General features: G+C 67.6%; 15 protein-coding genes and 6 tRNA genes. 17 read left to right on the top strand and 4 right to left on the bottom strand.

Annotation, left to right across the window (positions count from 1 at the left end; genetic code table 11):
• The first annotated feature begins 32 nt into the window (after positions 1-32).
• The 16 genes from FHT37_RS04555 (at position 33) to FHT37_RS04630 (ending at position 12,159) form a co-directional block, all read left to right on the top strand.
• Entirely contained in the window at positions 33-668 is a 636-nt protein-coding gene (locus FHT37_RS04555) for a phosphoribosylanthranilate isomerase (RefSeq protein ID WP_147242746.1), read from the top strand.
• An 87-nt stretch (positions 669-755) separates the two neighbouring features.
• Positions 756-2,030: a tryptophan synthase subunit beta gene (trpB, locus tag FHT37_RS04560; protein WP_409072702.1), complete on the top strand. Its 1,275-nt coding sequence runs from the start codon at positions 756-758 to the stop codon at positions 2,028-2,030.
• Positions 2,027-2,824, top strand: coding sequence for a tryptophan synthase subunit alpha (trpA, locus tag FHT37_RS04565; protein WP_091724321.1), 798 nt, complete (start codon positions 2,027-2,029; stop codon positions 2,822-2,824). The genes trpB and trpA overlap by 4 nt, the downstream gene beginning before the upstream one ends.
• Before the next feature lie 52 nt (positions 2,825-2,876).
• Positions 2,877-3,749, top strand: coding sequence for an acetyl-CoA carboxylase, carboxyltransferase subunit beta (accD, locus tag FHT37_RS04570; RefSeq protein ID WP_183479112.1), 873 nt, complete (start codon positions 2,877-2,879; stop codon positions 3,747-3,749).
• Positions 3,750-3,829: 80 nt separating this feature from the next.
• A complete protein-coding gene (gene folC / locus FHT37_RS04575) occupies positions 3,830-5,209 on the top strand; it encodes a bifunctional tetrahydrofolate synthase/dihydrofolate synthase (protein WP_183479114.1) in 1,380 nt (459 codons plus the stop codon).
• 152 nt (positions 5,210-5,361) lie between these two features.
• Positions 5,362-6,348, top strand: a complete 987-nt coding sequence (locus FHT37_RS04580) for an SPOR domain-containing protein (protein ID WP_183479116.1) — start codon at positions 5,362-5,364, stop codon at positions 6,346-6,348.
• An 83-nt stretch (positions 6,349-6,431) separates the two neighbouring features.
• Positions 6,432-6,920, top strand: coding sequence for a CvpA family protein (locus FHT37_RS04585; RefSeq protein WP_091724325.1), 489 nt, complete (start codon positions 6,432-6,434; stop codon positions 6,918-6,920).
• A gap of 60 nt (positions 6,921-6,980) precedes the next feature.
• A complete protein-coding gene (purF, locus tag FHT37_RS04590; RefSeq protein ID WP_183479118.1) occupies positions 6,981-8,492 on the top strand; it encodes an amidophosphoribosyltransferase in 1,512 nt (503 codons plus the stop codon).
• Positions 8,492-9,736: an O-succinylhomoserine sulfhydrylase gene (locus tag FHT37_RS04595; protein ID WP_147241279.1), complete on the top strand. Its 1,245-nt coding sequence runs from the start codon at positions 8,492-8,494 to the stop codon at positions 9,734-9,736. The genes purF and FHT37_RS04595 overlap by 1 nt, the downstream gene beginning before the upstream one ends.
• Positions 9,733-11,124, top strand: a complete 1,392-nt coding sequence (gltX, locus tag FHT37_RS04600) for a glutamate--tRNA ligase (protein ID WP_147241280.1) — start codon at positions 9,733-9,735, stop codon at positions 11,122-11,124. The genes FHT37_RS04595 and gltX overlap by 4 nt, the downstream gene beginning before the upstream one ends.
• Positions 11,125-11,269: 145 nt before the next feature.
• A tRNA-Ala gene (locus FHT37_RS04605) sits at positions 11,270-11,345 on the top strand.
• A 42-nt stretch (positions 11,346-11,387) separates the two neighbouring features.
• Positions 11,388-11,463, top strand: a tRNA-Glu gene (locus tag FHT37_RS04610).
• Positions 11,464-11,645: 182 nt separating this feature from the next.
• Positions 11,646-11,722: transfer RNA gene (locus tag FHT37_RS04615), tRNA-Asp, on the top strand.
• Between the two features lie 47 nt (positions 11,723-11,769).
• Positions 11,770-11,845 (top strand) — tRNA-Ala (locus FHT37_RS04620).
• Positions 11,846-11,904: 59 nt separating this feature from the next.
• Positions 11,905-11,980 (top strand) — tRNA-Glu (locus FHT37_RS04625).
• 102 nt (positions 11,981-12,082) lie between these two features.
• A tRNA-Asp gene (locus FHT37_RS04630) sits at positions 12,083-12,159 on the top strand.
• 92 nt (positions 12,160-12,251) lie between these two features.
• On the opposite strand, the gene FHT37_RS04635 is transcribed toward FHT37_RS04630, so the two are convergent.
• Both FHT37_RS04635 and lexA read right to left on the bottom strand, forming a co-directional pair.
• On the bottom strand, positions 12,252-12,557 hold the full coding sequence (locus FHT37_RS04635) for a helix-hairpin-helix domain-containing protein (RefSeq protein ID WP_183479120.1): 306 nt from the start codon (positions 12,555-12,557) through the stop codon (positions 12,252-12,254).
• Between the two features lie 17 nt (positions 12,558-12,574).
• Positions 12,575-13,252: a transcriptional repressor LexA gene (lexA, locus tag FHT37_RS04640; RefSeq protein ID WP_183479122.1), complete on the bottom strand. Its 678-nt coding sequence runs from the start codon at positions 13,250-13,252 to the stop codon at positions 12,575-12,577.
• A gap of 114 nt (positions 13,253-13,366) precedes the next feature.
• Here lexA and FHT37_RS04645 point away from each other — a divergent pair, with 114 nt between their 5' ends.
• The gene (locus FHT37_RS04645) at positions 13,367-14,299 is read left to right on the top strand and encodes an asparaginase (RefSeq protein WP_183479124.1); all 933 of its coding nucleotides are present in this window, start codon (positions 13,367-13,369) and stop codon (positions 14,297-14,299) included.
• 138 nt (positions 14,300-14,437) lie between these two features.
• Here the strand turns inward: FHT37_RS04645 and FHT37_RS04650 are convergent, their stop codons facing one another.
• Positions 14,438-14,872 carry an organic hydroperoxide resistance protein gene (locus FHT37_RS04650; RefSeq protein WP_091724331.1) on the bottom strand — a complete coding sequence of 145 codons (435 nt, stop codon included), beginning with the start codon at positions 14,870-14,872 and terminating at the stop codon, positions 14,438-14,440.
• A gap of 39 nt (positions 14,873-14,911) precedes the next feature.
• Positions 14,912-15,418 carry a MarR family winged helix-turn-helix transcriptional regulator gene (locus FHT37_RS04655; protein WP_183481250.1) on the bottom strand — a complete coding sequence of 169 codons (507 nt, stop codon included), beginning with the start codon at positions 15,416-15,418 and terminating at the stop codon, positions 14,912-14,914.
• Positions 15,419-15,559 lie beyond the last annotated feature (141 nt).

Raw genomic sequence — 15,559 nt, forward strand, 5'->3', positions numbered from 1 at the left:
GCCGTCCGAGAACCTGCCTAGACTGGCGCCCCATGAGCCGAACCCGAATCAAGATCTGCGGCCTGACCCGCGAAGCCGATGTCGATGCCGCCGTCGAGGCCGGCGCCGACGCGATCGGTCTGGTGTTCTACGAGAAGAGCCCGCGCGCCGTGAGCGTCGCGCGCGCCGCCGAGCTGGCGCGGCGCCTGCCGCCGTTCGTGACGCCGGTGGGCCTGTTCGTCAACGCCGCGCCGGCGGCGATCGAGGCGGCGCTGGCCGCGATCCCGACGCTGACGCTGCAGTTCCACGGCGACGAGTCGCCCGAGGACTGCGACCGCTGGTCGCGCCCCTATCTGCGCGCGGCGCGCATGGCGCCGGGCTTCGATTTGCTAGACTTCGCGACTCGTTTCTCCCGCGCCCAGGCCGTGCTGGTCGACGCCTTCGTCGACGGCTACGGTGGAGGCGGAAAGGTCTTCGATTGGTCACTGCTGCCTCCAAGCGTTCCCTCTCCGGTCGTTTTGTCTGGTGGGTTGAGTGCAGCCAACGTGATCGATGGCGTGCGGCAGGTCCGGCCCTGGGCCGTTGACGTCAGCTCCGGCGTGGAGGCCGCCAAGGGCCTCAAGGACGCCGTGAAGATCCGCCAGTTCTGCGATGCCGTGCGCGAGGCCGACCGCCTGAAGTCGGCCTGATTCCGCTTCGAAGCGCGCGGGCATCCTCATAGAGGACCCCTCATGTCCAAGACCATCCCCGATTCGATCCCGTTCGTCACGGGACCGCTGGCCGGCTATGCGCAGCCTGACGCGCAAGGCCGCTTCGGCCCCGTGCCGACCGCCAACGCCCATGGCTACTACGGTGGCCGCTTCGTCGCCGAGACGCTGATCCATGCGCTCGACGAGCTGAATGAGGCCTACGCCCGCTACAGCCAGGATCCGGAGTTCATCCGCGAGTTCCAGTACGAGCTGGCCCATTTCGTCGGCCGTCCGAGCCCGATCTATCACGCCCGGCGCCTGAGCAGCGAGCTGGGCGGCGCGCAGATCTTCCTCAAGCGGGAGGACCTGAACCACACCGGCGCGCACAAGGTCAACAACACCATCGGCCAGGCGCTGCTGGCGCGCCGCATGGGCAAGAAGCGCGTCATCGCCGAGACCGGCGCCGGCCAGCACGGCGTGGCCACCGCCACCATCTGCGCCCGCTATGGCATGGAGTGCGTCGTCTACATGGGCTCGGAGGACGTGAAGCGCCAGTCGCCCAACGTCTACCGGATGAACCTGCTTGGAGCGAAGGTCGTCCCGGTGGAGTCCGGCTCCAAGACGCTCAAGGACGCGCTCAACGAGGCGATGCGCGACTGGGTCACCCACATCGAGTCGACCTTCTACATCATCGGCACCGTGGCCGGCCCGCATCCGTATCCGATGATGGTCCGAGACTTCCAGCGCATCATCGGCGACGAATGCCTGGTCCAGATGCCGCAGATGATCGGCAAGCAACCCGATGCGGTCATCGCCTGCGTCGGCGGCGGCAGCAACGCGATCGGCATCTTCTATCCCTACATCCCGCATCAGGACGTGCGACTGATCGGCGTCGAGGCAGCGGGGCAGGGCGTCGACACGCCCAAGCACGCGGCCACGCTGAGCGCCGGTTCGCCGGGCGTGCTGCACGGCAACCGCACCTACCTGCTGCAGGACGAGGCCGGCCAGATCATCGAGACCCACTCGATCTCCGCCGGCCTGGACTATCCGGGCGTCGGGCCCGAGCACGCCTACCTGAAGGACATCGGCCGCGCCGAGTACGTCGGCGCCACCGATGCCGAGGCGCTCGCCGCCTTCCATCGGCTGTGCCGCACCGAGGGCATCATCCCGGCGCTGGAATCGAGCCACGCGCTCGCGCATGCGATCAAGCTCGCGCCGACGATGCGCCCCGACCAGCACCTGCTGGTGAACCTGTCCGGCCGCGGCGACAAGGACATCGGCACCGTCGCCGACCTGTCGGGCGCCGAGTATTTCGACCGGCCCTCGATGGCCGGCCACGCCGTGAAGGGAGGTGCCCAATGAGCCGCATCCAGGCCACGTTCGAGCGGCTGGCCGCCGCGGGCCGCAAGGCGCTGATTCCCTACGTCACCGCCGGCGATCCGTATGCCGACGTGACGGTCGAGCTGATGCTGGCGATGGCCCAGGCCGGCGCCGACGTCATCGAGCTGGGGGTGCCGTTCTCCGATCCGATGGCCGACGGCCCGGTGATCCAGAAGGCCAGCGAACGCGCGCTGGCCAAGGGCATCACGCTGGCACGCGTGCTGGAGATGGTGCGCGAGTTCCGTCGCCAGGACGACGCGACGCCGGTCGTGCTGATGGGCTACGCCAATCCGGTGGAGCGCTTCGGCCTGGAGCGCTTCGTCACCGAGGCCAAGGCGGCCGGCGTCGATGGCGTGCTGGTGGTCGACTATCCGCCCGAGGAGTGCGAGGCCTTCGCCACCGCGCTCAAGGCCAAGGGACTGGATCCGATCTTCCTGCTGGCGCCGACTTCCACCGACGAGCGCGTCGAGCGTCTGGGCCGGCTGGCCAGCGGCTACGTCTACTACGTCTCGCTCAAGGGGGTGACCGGCGCCGGCCACCTGGACACCGGCGCCGTCGCCGACGCGATGCCGCGCCTGCGCCGGCATGTGAAGGTGCCGCTGGGCGTGGGTTTCGGCATCCGTGACGGGGCGACGGCCGCCGCCGTGGCCCGGCATGCGGACGCGGTGGTGATCGGTTCGGCCCTGGTTCAGCTGATCGAGGTGCAATCCAGGGATAATGTCGCGATCCAGGCTGCGGCCTTCATCCGAGACATCCGCGCCGCGCTGGACGCCTGAGCGGGGCAATCTGCCCCGCTTTCGCGTTTCGCGACAGACATAGGAGCCCGCCATGAGTTGGCTTGAGAAACTTCTTCCGCCCAAGATCCAGCAGACCGACCCCGACCAGCGCCGCACGGTGCCGGAAGGCTTGTGGATCAAGTGCCCGTCCTGCGAGACGGTGCTCTACAAGACCGACCTCGAGCAGAACGTCAACGTCTGCCCGAAGTGCGGCCACCACCACCGCATCGGCGCCCGCGCCCGCCTGGACGCGTTCCTGGACGGGGAAGGGCGCTACGAGGTCGGCCAGGAGGTGCTGCCGGTCGACGCGCTGAAGTTCAAGGACAGCAAGAAGTATCCCGACCGCCTCAAGGAAGCGCTGGAGAACACCGGCGAGACCGACGCGCTGGTCGTCATGGGCGGCGCGGTGATGAGCATCCCCGTGGTCGTCGCCTGCTTCGAGTTCGACTTCATGGGCGGCTCGATGGGCTCCGTGGTCGGCGAGCGCTTCGCGCGCGGCGTCGAGACCGCGCTGGAGCAGAAGACCCCCTTCATCTGCTTCACCGCCACCGGCGGCGCACGGATGCAGGAAGGCCTGCTCTCGCTGATGCAGATGGCCAAGACCAACGCCGCGCTGACGCGCCTGGCCAAGGCCAAGCTCCCCTACATCAGCGTGCTGACCGATCCGACCATGGGCGGCGTCTCGGCGAGTTTTGCGTTCGTGGGTGACATCGTCATCGCCGAGCCCAAGGCGCTGATCGGCTTCGCGGGCCCGCGCGTGATCGAGAACACCGTGCGCGAGAAGCTGCCCGCCGGCTTCCAGCGCGCCGAGTTCCTGATGGAGAAGGGCGCGATCGACATGATCGTGGACCGCCGCAAGCTGCGCGAGGTCGTGGCCCGCAACCTGGCCATCCTGCAGCGCCAGAGCGCCGACGCGGTCGCCTGACGCAACCAGGCGGTCCCGGTACTCAGCACGGCCAGACCGGACCCGGTCTGGCCGTCTTCATTTGAGCCTTGGACATTCCGATGACTTCTTCCCTGAACGACCTCTCGATCCCGCAACTGACCCCGGGCGGCGATGCCCAGCAGGTGCTGGAGGCCTGGCTGTCGCGCTGCGAACGGCTGCACCCCAAGGAGATCGACATGACCCTGGCCCGGGTCGCCGAGGTGCGCGACCGGCTGGGCCTGCGCTTTAGCGCCGACACGCCGGTGGTGATGGTGGCCGGCACCAACGGCAAGGGCTCGACCTGCGCGATGCTGGAGAGCATCGCGCTGCAGGCCGGCTACCGCGTCGGCCTCTACATCAAGCCGCACCTGGTGCACTTCCAGGAGCGCTGCCGCGTCGGCGGCGCGCCGGTGGACGCGGCCTCGCTGCTGCCGCACTTCGAGGCGGTCGAGCAGGCCCGCGGCGAGCTGACGCTGACCTACTTCGAATTCACCACGCTGGCGATCCTGCACCGCCTGGCCTCGGAGCCGCTGGACCTGGTGATCCTGGAGGTCGGCCTGGGCGGCCGGCTGGACGCGGTCAACGTGATCGACGCCGATTGCAGCGTCATCACCAGCATCGACCTGGACCACACCGAGTACCTCGGCCCGGACCGCGAGTCGGTCGGGCGCGAGAAGGCGCACATCATGCGGCCGGGCAAGCCGGCGATCGTCTCCGACCCGATGCCGCCGGCCTCGGTCGCGGCGCATGCCGAGGCCGTCGGCGCGGACCTGCGCCAGCTCGGACGCGATTTCAGCTACTCGGGCGACCGCCAGCAGTGGCAGTGGGCCGGCCGCGCGCGGCGCTACAGCGGCATGTCCTATCCGGCGCTGCGCGGCGTCAACCAGTTGCTGAACGCCTCGGGCGTGCTGGCGGTGTTCGAGGCGCTGTACGAGCGCCTGCCGATCTCCGCCCAGGCCGTGCGGGCCGGCCTCGCGCTGGTGGAGCTGCCGGGGCGCTTCCAGGTGATTCCGGGCTCCCCGATGCTGGTGCTGGACGTGGCGCACAACCCGCACGCGGTGGCGGCGCTGGCGCAGAACCTGGACCAGATGGGCTTCTATCCGCGAACGCGCGCGGTGTTCGGCGCGATGGCCGACAAGGACCTGGCCAACATCCTGGCCCGGATCTCGCCGCTGATCGATCACTGGCACTTCTGCGACCTGCCGATCGCCCGTGCGGCGAGCGCCCAGGCGCTCCAGCAGCGCTTCGACGAGGCCCGCGCCGCCGGCGCGCTGCAGACGCCGAAGGAAGTGGGCAGTTCTCTGCATCCGGACCCCGCGTCGGCGCTGGCCGCCGCGGCGGCCGAGGCGGACCCCGCTGATAGAATTTTGGTCTTTGGTTCGTTCTTCACCGTGGGCGGCATCCTCAAGCACGGCATCCCGAGATTGGGCGGCGGCGTCCAGCCGGAAGCTGGGCCCTGAGAGACCGCCCATGCCGCGCCAACCGCGCGTTGAACGCTTCGCAACGCTGCATTCGAATCTGTCGCGATTGAAGTCGGCGGCCCTGTCCGCAGATGCGCCAGGACCGCTTTCCGCTCCGGGGCGGCGCGGCACCAACCAGGTCTTCCGAGTACATGGGATTTCTTTCCTTCCTGAAGCGCGGCGAAGCGAATGAGGCCGGCGATCGCGGTGCCGAGCGGGGGCGCTCCGGCGACGGCGGCCGTGGCCGTGCCCGCGGTGGCGCCGAGGCGGTGGACGACGTCCAGCAACTGCGCCTGCGGGCCCGGCGGCGCCTGATCGGCGCGGCGGTGCTGGTGGGGGTGGCGGTGATCGTGTTCCCGCTGCTGTTCGAGACCCAGCCCCGTCCCATCCCGGTGGACCTGCCGATCGACATCCCGCGCAAGGACGGCGCCGCGCCGCTGAACATCCCGGCGCCGACCGCCCAGACCTCGCGTCCCCCGGCCGCCGATGGCGATGCCGGTCGCGGCATCATCACCGAGTCCGCCGAGCAGGCCGCCGCCGACCGCGCGGTGCCGCCGCCCCAGACCGCGACGCCGGAGCAGCAGGTCGCCCAGGCGATGCCGCCGACGCGCATGGCGACGCAGCCCGACGAGCGCGCCACGATGGCCGAACCGGCGCGCCCGGCGCGCGTCGAGCCCAAGCCGGAGTCCAGACCGGACACCCGGGCCGAGTCCAAGCCTGAAAGCAGCAAGCCCGAAAGCAGCAAGCCGGAGCGCAAGCCCGAGCCGAAACCCGAAGCCAAGCCGGAGCGCAAAGCGGAAGCCAAGCCAGAATCGAAGCCCGACACCCGGTCGGCCGACGCCGCCCGCGCTCAGGCCTTGCTGGAAGGCCGGTCCGCGGCGGACCGCAAGCCCGATGCCGCCGCCGGTGGCGCTCGCTTCATCGTCCAGGTCGGTGCCTACGCCGACGGCAAGGCCGCGCAGGACGTGCGCGCCAAGGTCGAGCGGCTCGGGCTGAAGACCTACACGCAGGCGGTCGAGACTGCCGACGGCAAGCGCATCCGGGTGCGGGTGGGGCCGTTCAATTCGCGGGACGAGGCGGACAAGGTCGCGGCGAAGGTGCGCGGCGGTGGTCTCTCCTCGGCCGTGCTGACGCTCTGACGGGCCGGCACGGAGACCAGGACGATGCCCGGCCATGAACGCTTCGCGCCCCGATCGCCAGTTGTCCGTCGCGGAGTACCGCGATGAACTGGGTCGACATCGCGCTGCTGAGCCTGCTGGCGATCTCGGTGCTGCTGGGCGCCTGGCGCGGCCTGGTGTTCGAGCTGATGACGATCGCGGGCTGGGGTGTGGCCTACCTGGCCTCGCCCTTCGTCGCCCCGTTCATCGAGCGCTTCATCCCGCCGGAGAAGGTCGGCCCGGCGCTGATCCATGCGCTGGGACTGGTGCTGGGCTTCATCCTCGTCCTGCTGGTGTGGGGCCTGGGCGCGAAGCTGGTCCGGGCGCTGATCCACGCGACGCCGCTGGGCGTGATCGACCGGCTCGGCGGCGCGGCCTTCGGCGTGCTGCGCGCGGTGCTGCTGGCGCTGCTGGCCACCGTCATCGTCGGCATGACACCGGCGGTGCGCTCGCAGGCCTGGACCGAATCGCAGGCCGCGCCTTGGCTGCAGGCGGCGCTGACGCAGCTGCGGCCGCTGTTGCCGGCGGCGCTGCACGACTACATTCCGGCCTGAGCGTCACGAGCGCCCGGGTCTTCGCTTTCCTCCCGTTTCCAGAGCATTGAAGGACCTCCCATGTGCGGCATCGTCGGTGTGATTTCCAAGGCGCCGGTCAACCAGCTGATCTATGACGCGCTGCTGCTGCTGCAGCACCGCGGCCAGGACGCGGCCGGCATCGTCACGATGCAGGGCCACAAGTGCTTCATGCACAAGGCGCGCGGCATGGTGCGCGATGTCTTCCGCACTCGCAACATGCGCGCGCTGCCCGGCAACGTGGGCCTGGGCCAGGTCCGCTACCCGACCGCCGGCAATGCCTACTCCGAGGAAGAGGCCCAGCCGTTCTACGTCAACGCCCCCTACGGCATCGTGCTGGTCCACAACGGCAACCTGACCAACGCGCATGCGCTGAAGGACGAGCTGTTCGAGGTCGATCGCCGCCACATCAACACCGAGAGCGACACCGAGGTGCTGATCAACGTGCTGGCGCATGAGCTGGAGATGGCCGGCCGCGACCTGCCGCTGACGCCGGCACAGATCTTCAAGGCCGTGGGCACGGTGCACAAGCGCATCAAGGGCTCCTACGGCGTGATCGCGCTGATCGCCGGTCATGGCCTGCTCGCCTTCCGCGATCCCTACGGCATCCGGCCGTTGTGCTTCGGCCAGTCGGGCGACGGCGAGGTGATGGTGGCCAGCGAGAGCGTCGCGCTCGAGGGCACCGGTCACACGCTGACGCGCGACCTTGCGCCCGGCGAGGCCCTGTTCATCGACACCAGCGGCACCATTCACACGCAGCAGTGCGCCGAGCACCCGACGCTGAACCCCTGCATGTTCGAGTTCGTCTACCTGGCGCGCCCGGACTCGGTGATGGACGGCATCTCGGTCTACCAGGCGCGCCTGAACATGGGCGAGACGCTGGCCCAGCGCCTGATCTCGACGATCCCGCCCAGCGAGATCGACGTCGTCATCCCGATCCCGGAATCGAGCCGCCCGTCGGCGATGCAGCTCGCGCACCGCATCGGCAAGCCGTACCGCGAGGGCTTCGTCAAGAACCGCTACGTCGGCCGGACCTTCATCATGCCGGGCCAGTCCACGCGCAAGAAGTCGGTGCGCCAGAAGCTCAACGCGATCGGCCTGGAGTTCAACGGCCGCAACGTGCTGCTGGTCGACGATTCCATCGTGCGCGGCACCACCTCCAAGGAGATCGTCCAGATGGCCCGCGAGGCCGGCGCCAACAAGGTCTACCTGGCCTCGGCCGCGCCACCGGTGCGCTTCCCCAACGTCTACGGCATCGACATGCCGACCAAGGAGGAGCTGATCGCCCATGGCCGCTCGATCGAGGAGATCCGCCAGTTCATCGGCGCCGATGCGCTGATCTACCAGGACGTCGACGCGATGAAACGCGTCGTCGCCCAACTGCGTCCGGGTCTGAACGGCTTCGAGGCCTCCTGCTTTGACGGCCAGTACATCACCGGCGACGTGTCGGCCGAGGACTTCGCGACGCTGCAGGCGCAGCGCAAGTCGCAGCCCGAGGAGGAGGACCTGCCGGCGCGCAGCCGCCTCGCGCTGCAGAGCGGCGGAGACCAATGATGGCCAACGAAAAGCAAGGGGGCATCCCGCGCGTGGACCTGCCGGCCGACGCGCGCCTGGACACGCTCGCGGTCCGCGAGGGCCTGCCGCCGTCGCCCTGGGGCGAGAACTCCGAGGCGCTGTACCTGACCAGCTCCTTCGTGCATCCGGACGCGGCCACCGCCGCGCGCCGCTTCGCCAACGAGGAGGAGGCCTTCGTCTACAGCCGCTTCTCCAACCCGACGGTGATGATGATGGAGCGCCGGCTCGCGGCGCTGGAGGGCACCGAGGCCTGCATCGCGACGTCCTCGGGCATGTCCGCGATCATGCTGCTCGTGATGGGCCTGCTGAAGGCCGGCGATCACGTCGTGTGCTCGCGCTCGGTCTTCGGCTCGACGATCAAGCTGCTGCAGGGCGAGTTCGGCAAGTTCGGCGTCCAGACGACCTTCGTCTCCCAGACCGACCTGGCGGAATGGAAGAACGCGCTGCAGCCCAATACCAGGCTGCTGTTCGCCGAGACCCCGACCAATCCGCTGACCGAGGTCTGCGATGTCGCCGCGCTGGCGGACATCGCGCACGGCCACGGTGCGCTGCTCGCGGTCGACAACTGCTTCGCATCCCCCGCGCTGCAGCAGCCGGCGAAGATGGGCGCGGACTTCATCATCCACTCCGGCACCAAGTACCTCGATGGCCAGGGCCGCGTGATCGCCGGCGCGATCTGCGCGTCGTCGAAACATGTGGACGAGGTGTTCACGCCGGTGATGCGTTCGGTGGGCATGTCGCTGTCGCCGTTCAACGCCTGGGTCGTGCTCAAGGGCATGGAGACGCTGTCGGTGCGCATGAAGGCGCAGACCGCCAGCGCCGCGCGGCTGGCCGAATGGCTGGAGGCCCATCCCGGCGTCGAGCGCGTCTATTACCCGGGCCTGAAGTCGCACCCGCAGCATGAGCTCGCGATGCGCCAGCAAGGCGGGCAGGGCGGGGCGGTGGTGTCCTTCATCGTCAAGGGCGGCGCCCGGGCGGCCGAGGACGGTGGTCGCGCCGCCGCCTTCCACGTGATCGACCAGACACGCATCTGCTCCATCACCGCCAACCTGGGCGACACCAAGACCACCATCACCCATCCGGCCAGCACCTCGCACGGCCGGCTCACCGAGCCGCAACGCCAGGCGGCCGGCATCACGCAGGGGCTGATCCGCGTCGCGGTGGGCCTCGAAGACATCGAAGACATCAAGGCCGACCTGGCCCGTGGTTTGAACTCGCTATGACCTCTCCCATCCGCACCCGCATCGCGCCGTCGCCGACGGGCTTCCTGCACCTGGGCACGGCCCGCACCGCGCTCTTCTCGTGGGCCTATGCGCGTCACCATGGCGGCGAATTCGTGCTGCGCATCGAGGACACCGATGTCGCGCGGTCGACGCAGGATTCGGTCGACCAGATCCTGGCGTCGATGAAGTGGCTGGGGCTCGACTACGACGAGGGCCCGGTCTACCAGATGCAGCGCCTGGAGCGCTACCACGCGGTGATCGAGCAGATGATCGCCGCGGGCACCGCCTATCGCTGTTACTGCTCGCCCGAAGAGCTGGCCGCGATGAAGGCCGGCCAGGAAGCGCGCGGCGAGAAGCGCCGCTACGACGGCACCTGGCGCCCGGAGCCAGGCAAGACGCTGCCGGTGATCCCGGCCGGCGTGTCGCCGGTGGTCCGATTCAAGAATCCGATCGACGGCGATGTCAGCTGGGACGACCTGGTCAAGGGCACCATCACGATCAACAACCGCGAGATCGACGACCTGATCCTGTTGCGTCCGGACGGCGTGCCGACCTACAACTTCGCGGTGGTGGTCGACGATTGGGACATGAAGATCACCCATGTCTTCCGCGGCGACGAGCACATCAACAACACGCCCTGGCAGATCAACCTGTTCAATGCGCTGGGCGCACCTTTGCCGGCCTTCGGGCACATCCCGGTGATCCTGGGCGACGACGGGCTGAAGCTGTCCAAGCGCCGCGGCGCAGTCAGCGTGACCGCCTACGAGGACAACGGTTATCTGCCCGAGGCGATGCTGAACTACCTGTCGCGCCTGGGCTGGAGCCACGGCGACGACGAGCTGTTCTCGCGCGAGCAGCTGGTGTCGTGGTTCGACGGCAGCCACATTTCCAAGAGCCCCGCGCAGTGGGACCCGGCCAAGCTGGAATGGGTCAATGCGCATTACATCAAGCTGGCCGATGACGCCCGTCTGGCGGAACTGGTGAGCGCTCAACTGGCCAAGCGCGGCCTGAGCGCGCCGCAGCGGCTGGAGGCGATGTGCGGCCTGTTCAAGGACCGTTGCAGCACGACGGTCGCGTTGGCCGACTGGCTGGCGATGTATGTGTCGCCGGTGACGCCCAGCGAGGCCGACCGCGCGCAGCACCTGACCGATGCGGTCAAGCCGGCGGTGCTCGCGTTCGCCGACAAGCTCGAGGCGCTGGCCAGTTGGGACAAGGCTTCCATCAGCGCCGCCATCAAGGAAACGATCGCGGCGCACGGCCTGAAGATGCCGCAACTGGCCATCCCGGTGCGCGTGCTGGCCTGTGGCCGCGCGCAGACGCCGTCGGTCGATGCGGTGCTGGAACTCTTCGACAAAGAAATTTTGTTGAACCGCTTGCGTTCCGTTTAAAACTCGTTCTATACTCTCGTTCTCGCTTGAACAGCGCGTTGTTCGAAACGAACTTCGAAGCAGCAGACGGCGAATCAAAACGGGGAGCGCGAGCTCCCCGATGAGATTCAAAAACAGCTGAAACGAATCGGTTCGAATCCCCAAAGGGGGTATAGCTCAGCTGGGAGAGCGCTTGCATGGCATGCAAGAGGTCAGCGGTTCGATCCCGCTTACCTCCACCAAACTTCGGTTTGCGTGGCGCGCGGTTCAAGGAAGAAGGTTCAGTCCCCTTCGTCTAGAGGCCTAGGACACCACCCTTTCACGGTGATTACAGGGGTTCGAATCCCCTAGGGGACGCCAAGTTTTCGAGCTTGGTTACTGACTGAGATTGAACGTGAAAATCGAAAATTCTTCGGAACTCGATTTAAGCGTTGTCAAAATCAGGTATAGTAACGAAATCGACGCAGAGAAGCGATCAAGTCATTGATCGAATCAAAGCGAGACCAGTTTGATGCGAAGAAATCGAAAGATTCTGAGTATCTGGAGTGGTAGTTCAGTTGGTTAGAATACCGGCCTGTCACGCCGGGGGTCGCGGGTTCGAGCCCCGTCCACTCCGCCAACACAGTTGAGGCTCGGGCAGCGTACCGATTCGATGCGTCAGCATTCGGGGGTATAGCTCAGCTGGGAGAGCGCTTGCATGGCATGCAAGAGGTCAGCGGTTCGATCCCGCTTACCTCCACCAGATTCCTTGGGAGTCTGGGTTGCCGGTACGCACTGACCGAGTCACAGCAAGAAGGTTCAGTCCCCTTCGTCTAGAGGCCTAGGACACCACCCTTTCACGGTGATTACAGGGGTTCGAATCCCCTAGGGGACGCCAAGTTTGACAAGGCTTGGCTGCATCGCGGTTCTGAATGGATCCGTTGGCTTGCAGCGAAACTTGTTCGCGAATGATATCGACGCGCTCAACAGCGTCGAATCTGGAGTGGTAGTTCAGTTGGTTAGAATACCGGCCTGTCACGCCGGGGGTCGCGGGTTCGAGCCCCGTCCACTCCGCCAATATTGAAACCCTGTCGATACAAATCGGCAGGGTTTTTTCTTTACCCGTTCCGGTCTCATTCTGGTTAAGGCGGGTCACGCCCACGGAATATTCAGAGGTCCGGATACTCGCGCTTGCGCTGGGCGGTATAACTCCACCAATCTCTGGGCGAGGCACCGTTCATGAAATCGACGGCCGCCATATAGGTATCCAGAACGCAGGGATCGTGGCGCTTGCCGGTCAGTTTGCAAATCCGCTGATAGAGCGCAAATGCATCGGCGCCGATGAGATCCGCGGGCTGCCGAATCCCCATCGATTCAAAATCCCGAACCATCGCAGGACCGATGTTGGGAATTTGCCGCAGCGTGAGGCATTCAGCGGCCGAAGCCGCTTTCGTGTGCGTCTTTCGCGCAGCCATGCGGCACTCGTACCCGCTCAGTGAAACCCGCCGGAGCGGATCAATCCCACCGCCAGGCCTTCGATGGCGAACTGCTCATCCGGCGTAACCTCGATCGGGGCGAAATCGGCGTTCTCCGGGAGAAGTCGGATGCCATCCGGATGGCGTTGGAAGCGCTTCACGGTGACCTCGTCACCCAGGCGCGCGACGACGACTTGGCCGTTGCGCGCTTCGCTGGTCTTCTTCACGGCGAGCAGGTCGCCGTCCATGATGCCGATGTCCTTCATGCTCATGCCTTTCACGCGCAGCAGGAAGTCCGGCGCCTTCGAGAACATCGAGGGGTCGACGCTATAGTGCTGCTCCACATGTTCCTCGGCGAGGATGGGCGCGCCGGCAGCGACGCGGCCGACCAGCGGCAGCGTCAGCTGCGCCAGGCTGGCCAGCGGCAGGGCGAACTGGCTGTGCTCCCGGGCGCGGTTGACCTGGCGCAGCGCGGTCGACGGCAGGCGGATGCCGCGCGCGGTGCCCCCCACCAGTTCGATGACGCCTTTGCGGGCGAGCGCTTGCAGGTGTTCCTCGGCGGCGTTCGCGGACTTGAAGCCGAGTTGCTGCGCGATCTCGGCGCGCGTGGGCGGCGAGCCGGTGCTCTCGATGCTGTCGCGGACCAGATCGAAGATCTGTTGTTGGCGGGCGGTGAGTTTGGGCGGTGTATCCACGAGCACAGGCCTTTATTCCATGGAGGACTGGTTGGAATGCAAAACGGCTTCGAGGGTTCGAAAGCCGCCTGAGAATCCATCCAGCATCTGGATTTTTATACAGGAGACGACAAATTGCAAAGCGCGCCCCAGACCCTCGTGATCATCGGCACCGGCGGGACGATCGCCGGCGCCTCCGGCAGCGTCACGGACAACGTCGGCTACAAGGCGGGTTCGCTGTCGGTGGAATCGCTGGTGAAGGCAGTCCCGGCGCTGGCGGCGAAGTCGCTGGAGGCTGAACAGCTGGCGCAGCTCGACAGCAAGGACATGGATCACGCCACCTGGGCGCGGTTGGCGAAGCGGGTGCGGGAGCACCTGGACCGGCCCGAGGTCCGCGGCGTGGTGATCACGCACGGCACCGACACGCTGGAAGAGACCGCCTACCTGCTGCAGCGCGTGCTGGCGCCGGAAAAGCCGGTCGTGCTGACCGCCGCGATGCGGCCGGCGACCGCCATCCAGGCGGATGGTCCGCAGAACCTGCTGGACGCCGTCGCCGTTGCCGAGAGCGAAGGCGTGCGAGGCGTCATTGCCGTCGTGGCGGGCCAGGTCTGGTCCGGGCTCGAACTGCGCAAGACGCACAGCTACCGGCTCGACGCCTTCGAGGCAGGGCCTGACGCCGGGCCGCTGGCCGTGGTGGAGGAGGGCGTCGTGCGGCGCTTCCGCGACTGGCCGGCGGGCGAGGCGCTCGGCGCGGCGCTGTTGCCGGAGGACGCGACCCAGTGGCCCTGGGTGGAGGTGCTCGCCAGCCATGCGGGCGCCGATGCGCGGTCGCTCGAGGCCTGGCGGGCGGCCGGTCTCCAGGGGCTGGTGCTGGCGTGCACGGGCAACGGCACGGTGAATCAGGCGCTCGAGGCGCCGCTGCGCGCGCTCAAGGAGGCCGGCGTGCCGGTGTGGCGGACGACGCGGTGCGCGCAGGGACGCATCGTGGGCGCCAGCGATGAGCCCGCCGCCGCGCTGTCGCCGTGGGCGGCGCGCGTCGAGTTGATGCTCAGCCTGCTGCAACGCTGAACCGCAGCCGTCGCGACGACGCTTCGTCAGTCGCGACGGAGCGACGCGTCGACGGCTGGACCCACGAATGAAAAGCGCCGGCATGACCGGCGCTTTTCTTTGTGCTCGACCCGGTGGTGACCGGGCGCCGCGGAAGGCTTAGACGATCGTCAGCGTGACGTCGACGTTGCCGCGGGTGGCGTTCGAGTAGGGGCAGACCTCGTGGGCATCGGCCACCAGCTTTTCCAGCTGCGCGCGGTCCATGCCCGGCACCGAGATCTTCATCGCCACGGCGATGCCGAAGGCGCCCGGCTTGTTGGCGTGCGGGCCGATGCCGACTTCGCTGGTGATCGAGACTTCGGCCGGCAGGGCGACCTTGTTGCGGGCCGAGACGGCCTTCATCGCGCCGATGAAGCAGGCGGAATAGCCTGCGGCGAACAGCTGTTCCGGGTTGGTGCCGGCGCCGTCGTCGCCGCCCAGCGCCTTGGGCGTGGACAGCTGGACCTTCAGGCGGTCGTCGGACGATTGCGCGGTGCCGGAGCGGCCGCCGGTGGCGGTGGCGGTGGCGGTGTAGAGGGCTTTTTCGATGGCCATGTGGGGCTCCTTGGTGGTGAGGGGAAAGAACGCTTGGGGTCAGGGGTTGCCGTCCTCGCCGTCGCTCTCCGTGAGCGCGGCGGGATCGGCGGCGGAATCTGCGGCGAGGTGGGTCAGCAGGTTGGTGCGCAAGGCCTGCAGACGGCGTGTCAGCGATTCGAGCTCGGCCGGCCCGCAGGCGCTGGCGCAGGCCAGTTGCTCGGGAATGCCTACCGCCTGATCGCGCAGTGCGCGGCCAGCGGCGGTCAGATGGATTTCGACGCGGCGCTCGTCGCCGCGGGCGCGCTGGCGCTCGATCAGCGCGCTGGCCTCGAGCCGCTTCAGCAGCGGCGTGAGCGTGCCGGAATCCAGGCTCAGACGCTGTCCCAGCTCCGAGACGCCCAGGCCCTCCGTCTCCCACAGCACCAGCATCACCAGGTATTGCGGGTAGGTCAGGCCCAGCGGCGCCAGCAGCGGCTTGTAGAGCTTGGTCATCGCCAGCGAGGTCGAATACAGCGCGAAGCAGAGCTGAACGTCCAGCTTCAGCCAGTCGGTGCTGGCGGGCATCGAGGGCTGGCCGCCAGCGGTGCTGACGGCGGCGGCGTCCTCGGGGCTGGAAGGGTTCGTCTTCGGCATGGGATGAAATGTAGCGAGCAATTCAATTGCACGCAATTGAAATGGTCTTTGTCCGCTGTTGAGGCGAACTAT

The organism is Mitsuaria sp. BK037, assembly GCF_014193045.1.
Classification (GTDB): Bacteria; Pseudomonadota; Gammaproteobacteria; order Burkholderiales; family Burkholderiaceae_C; genus Roseateles.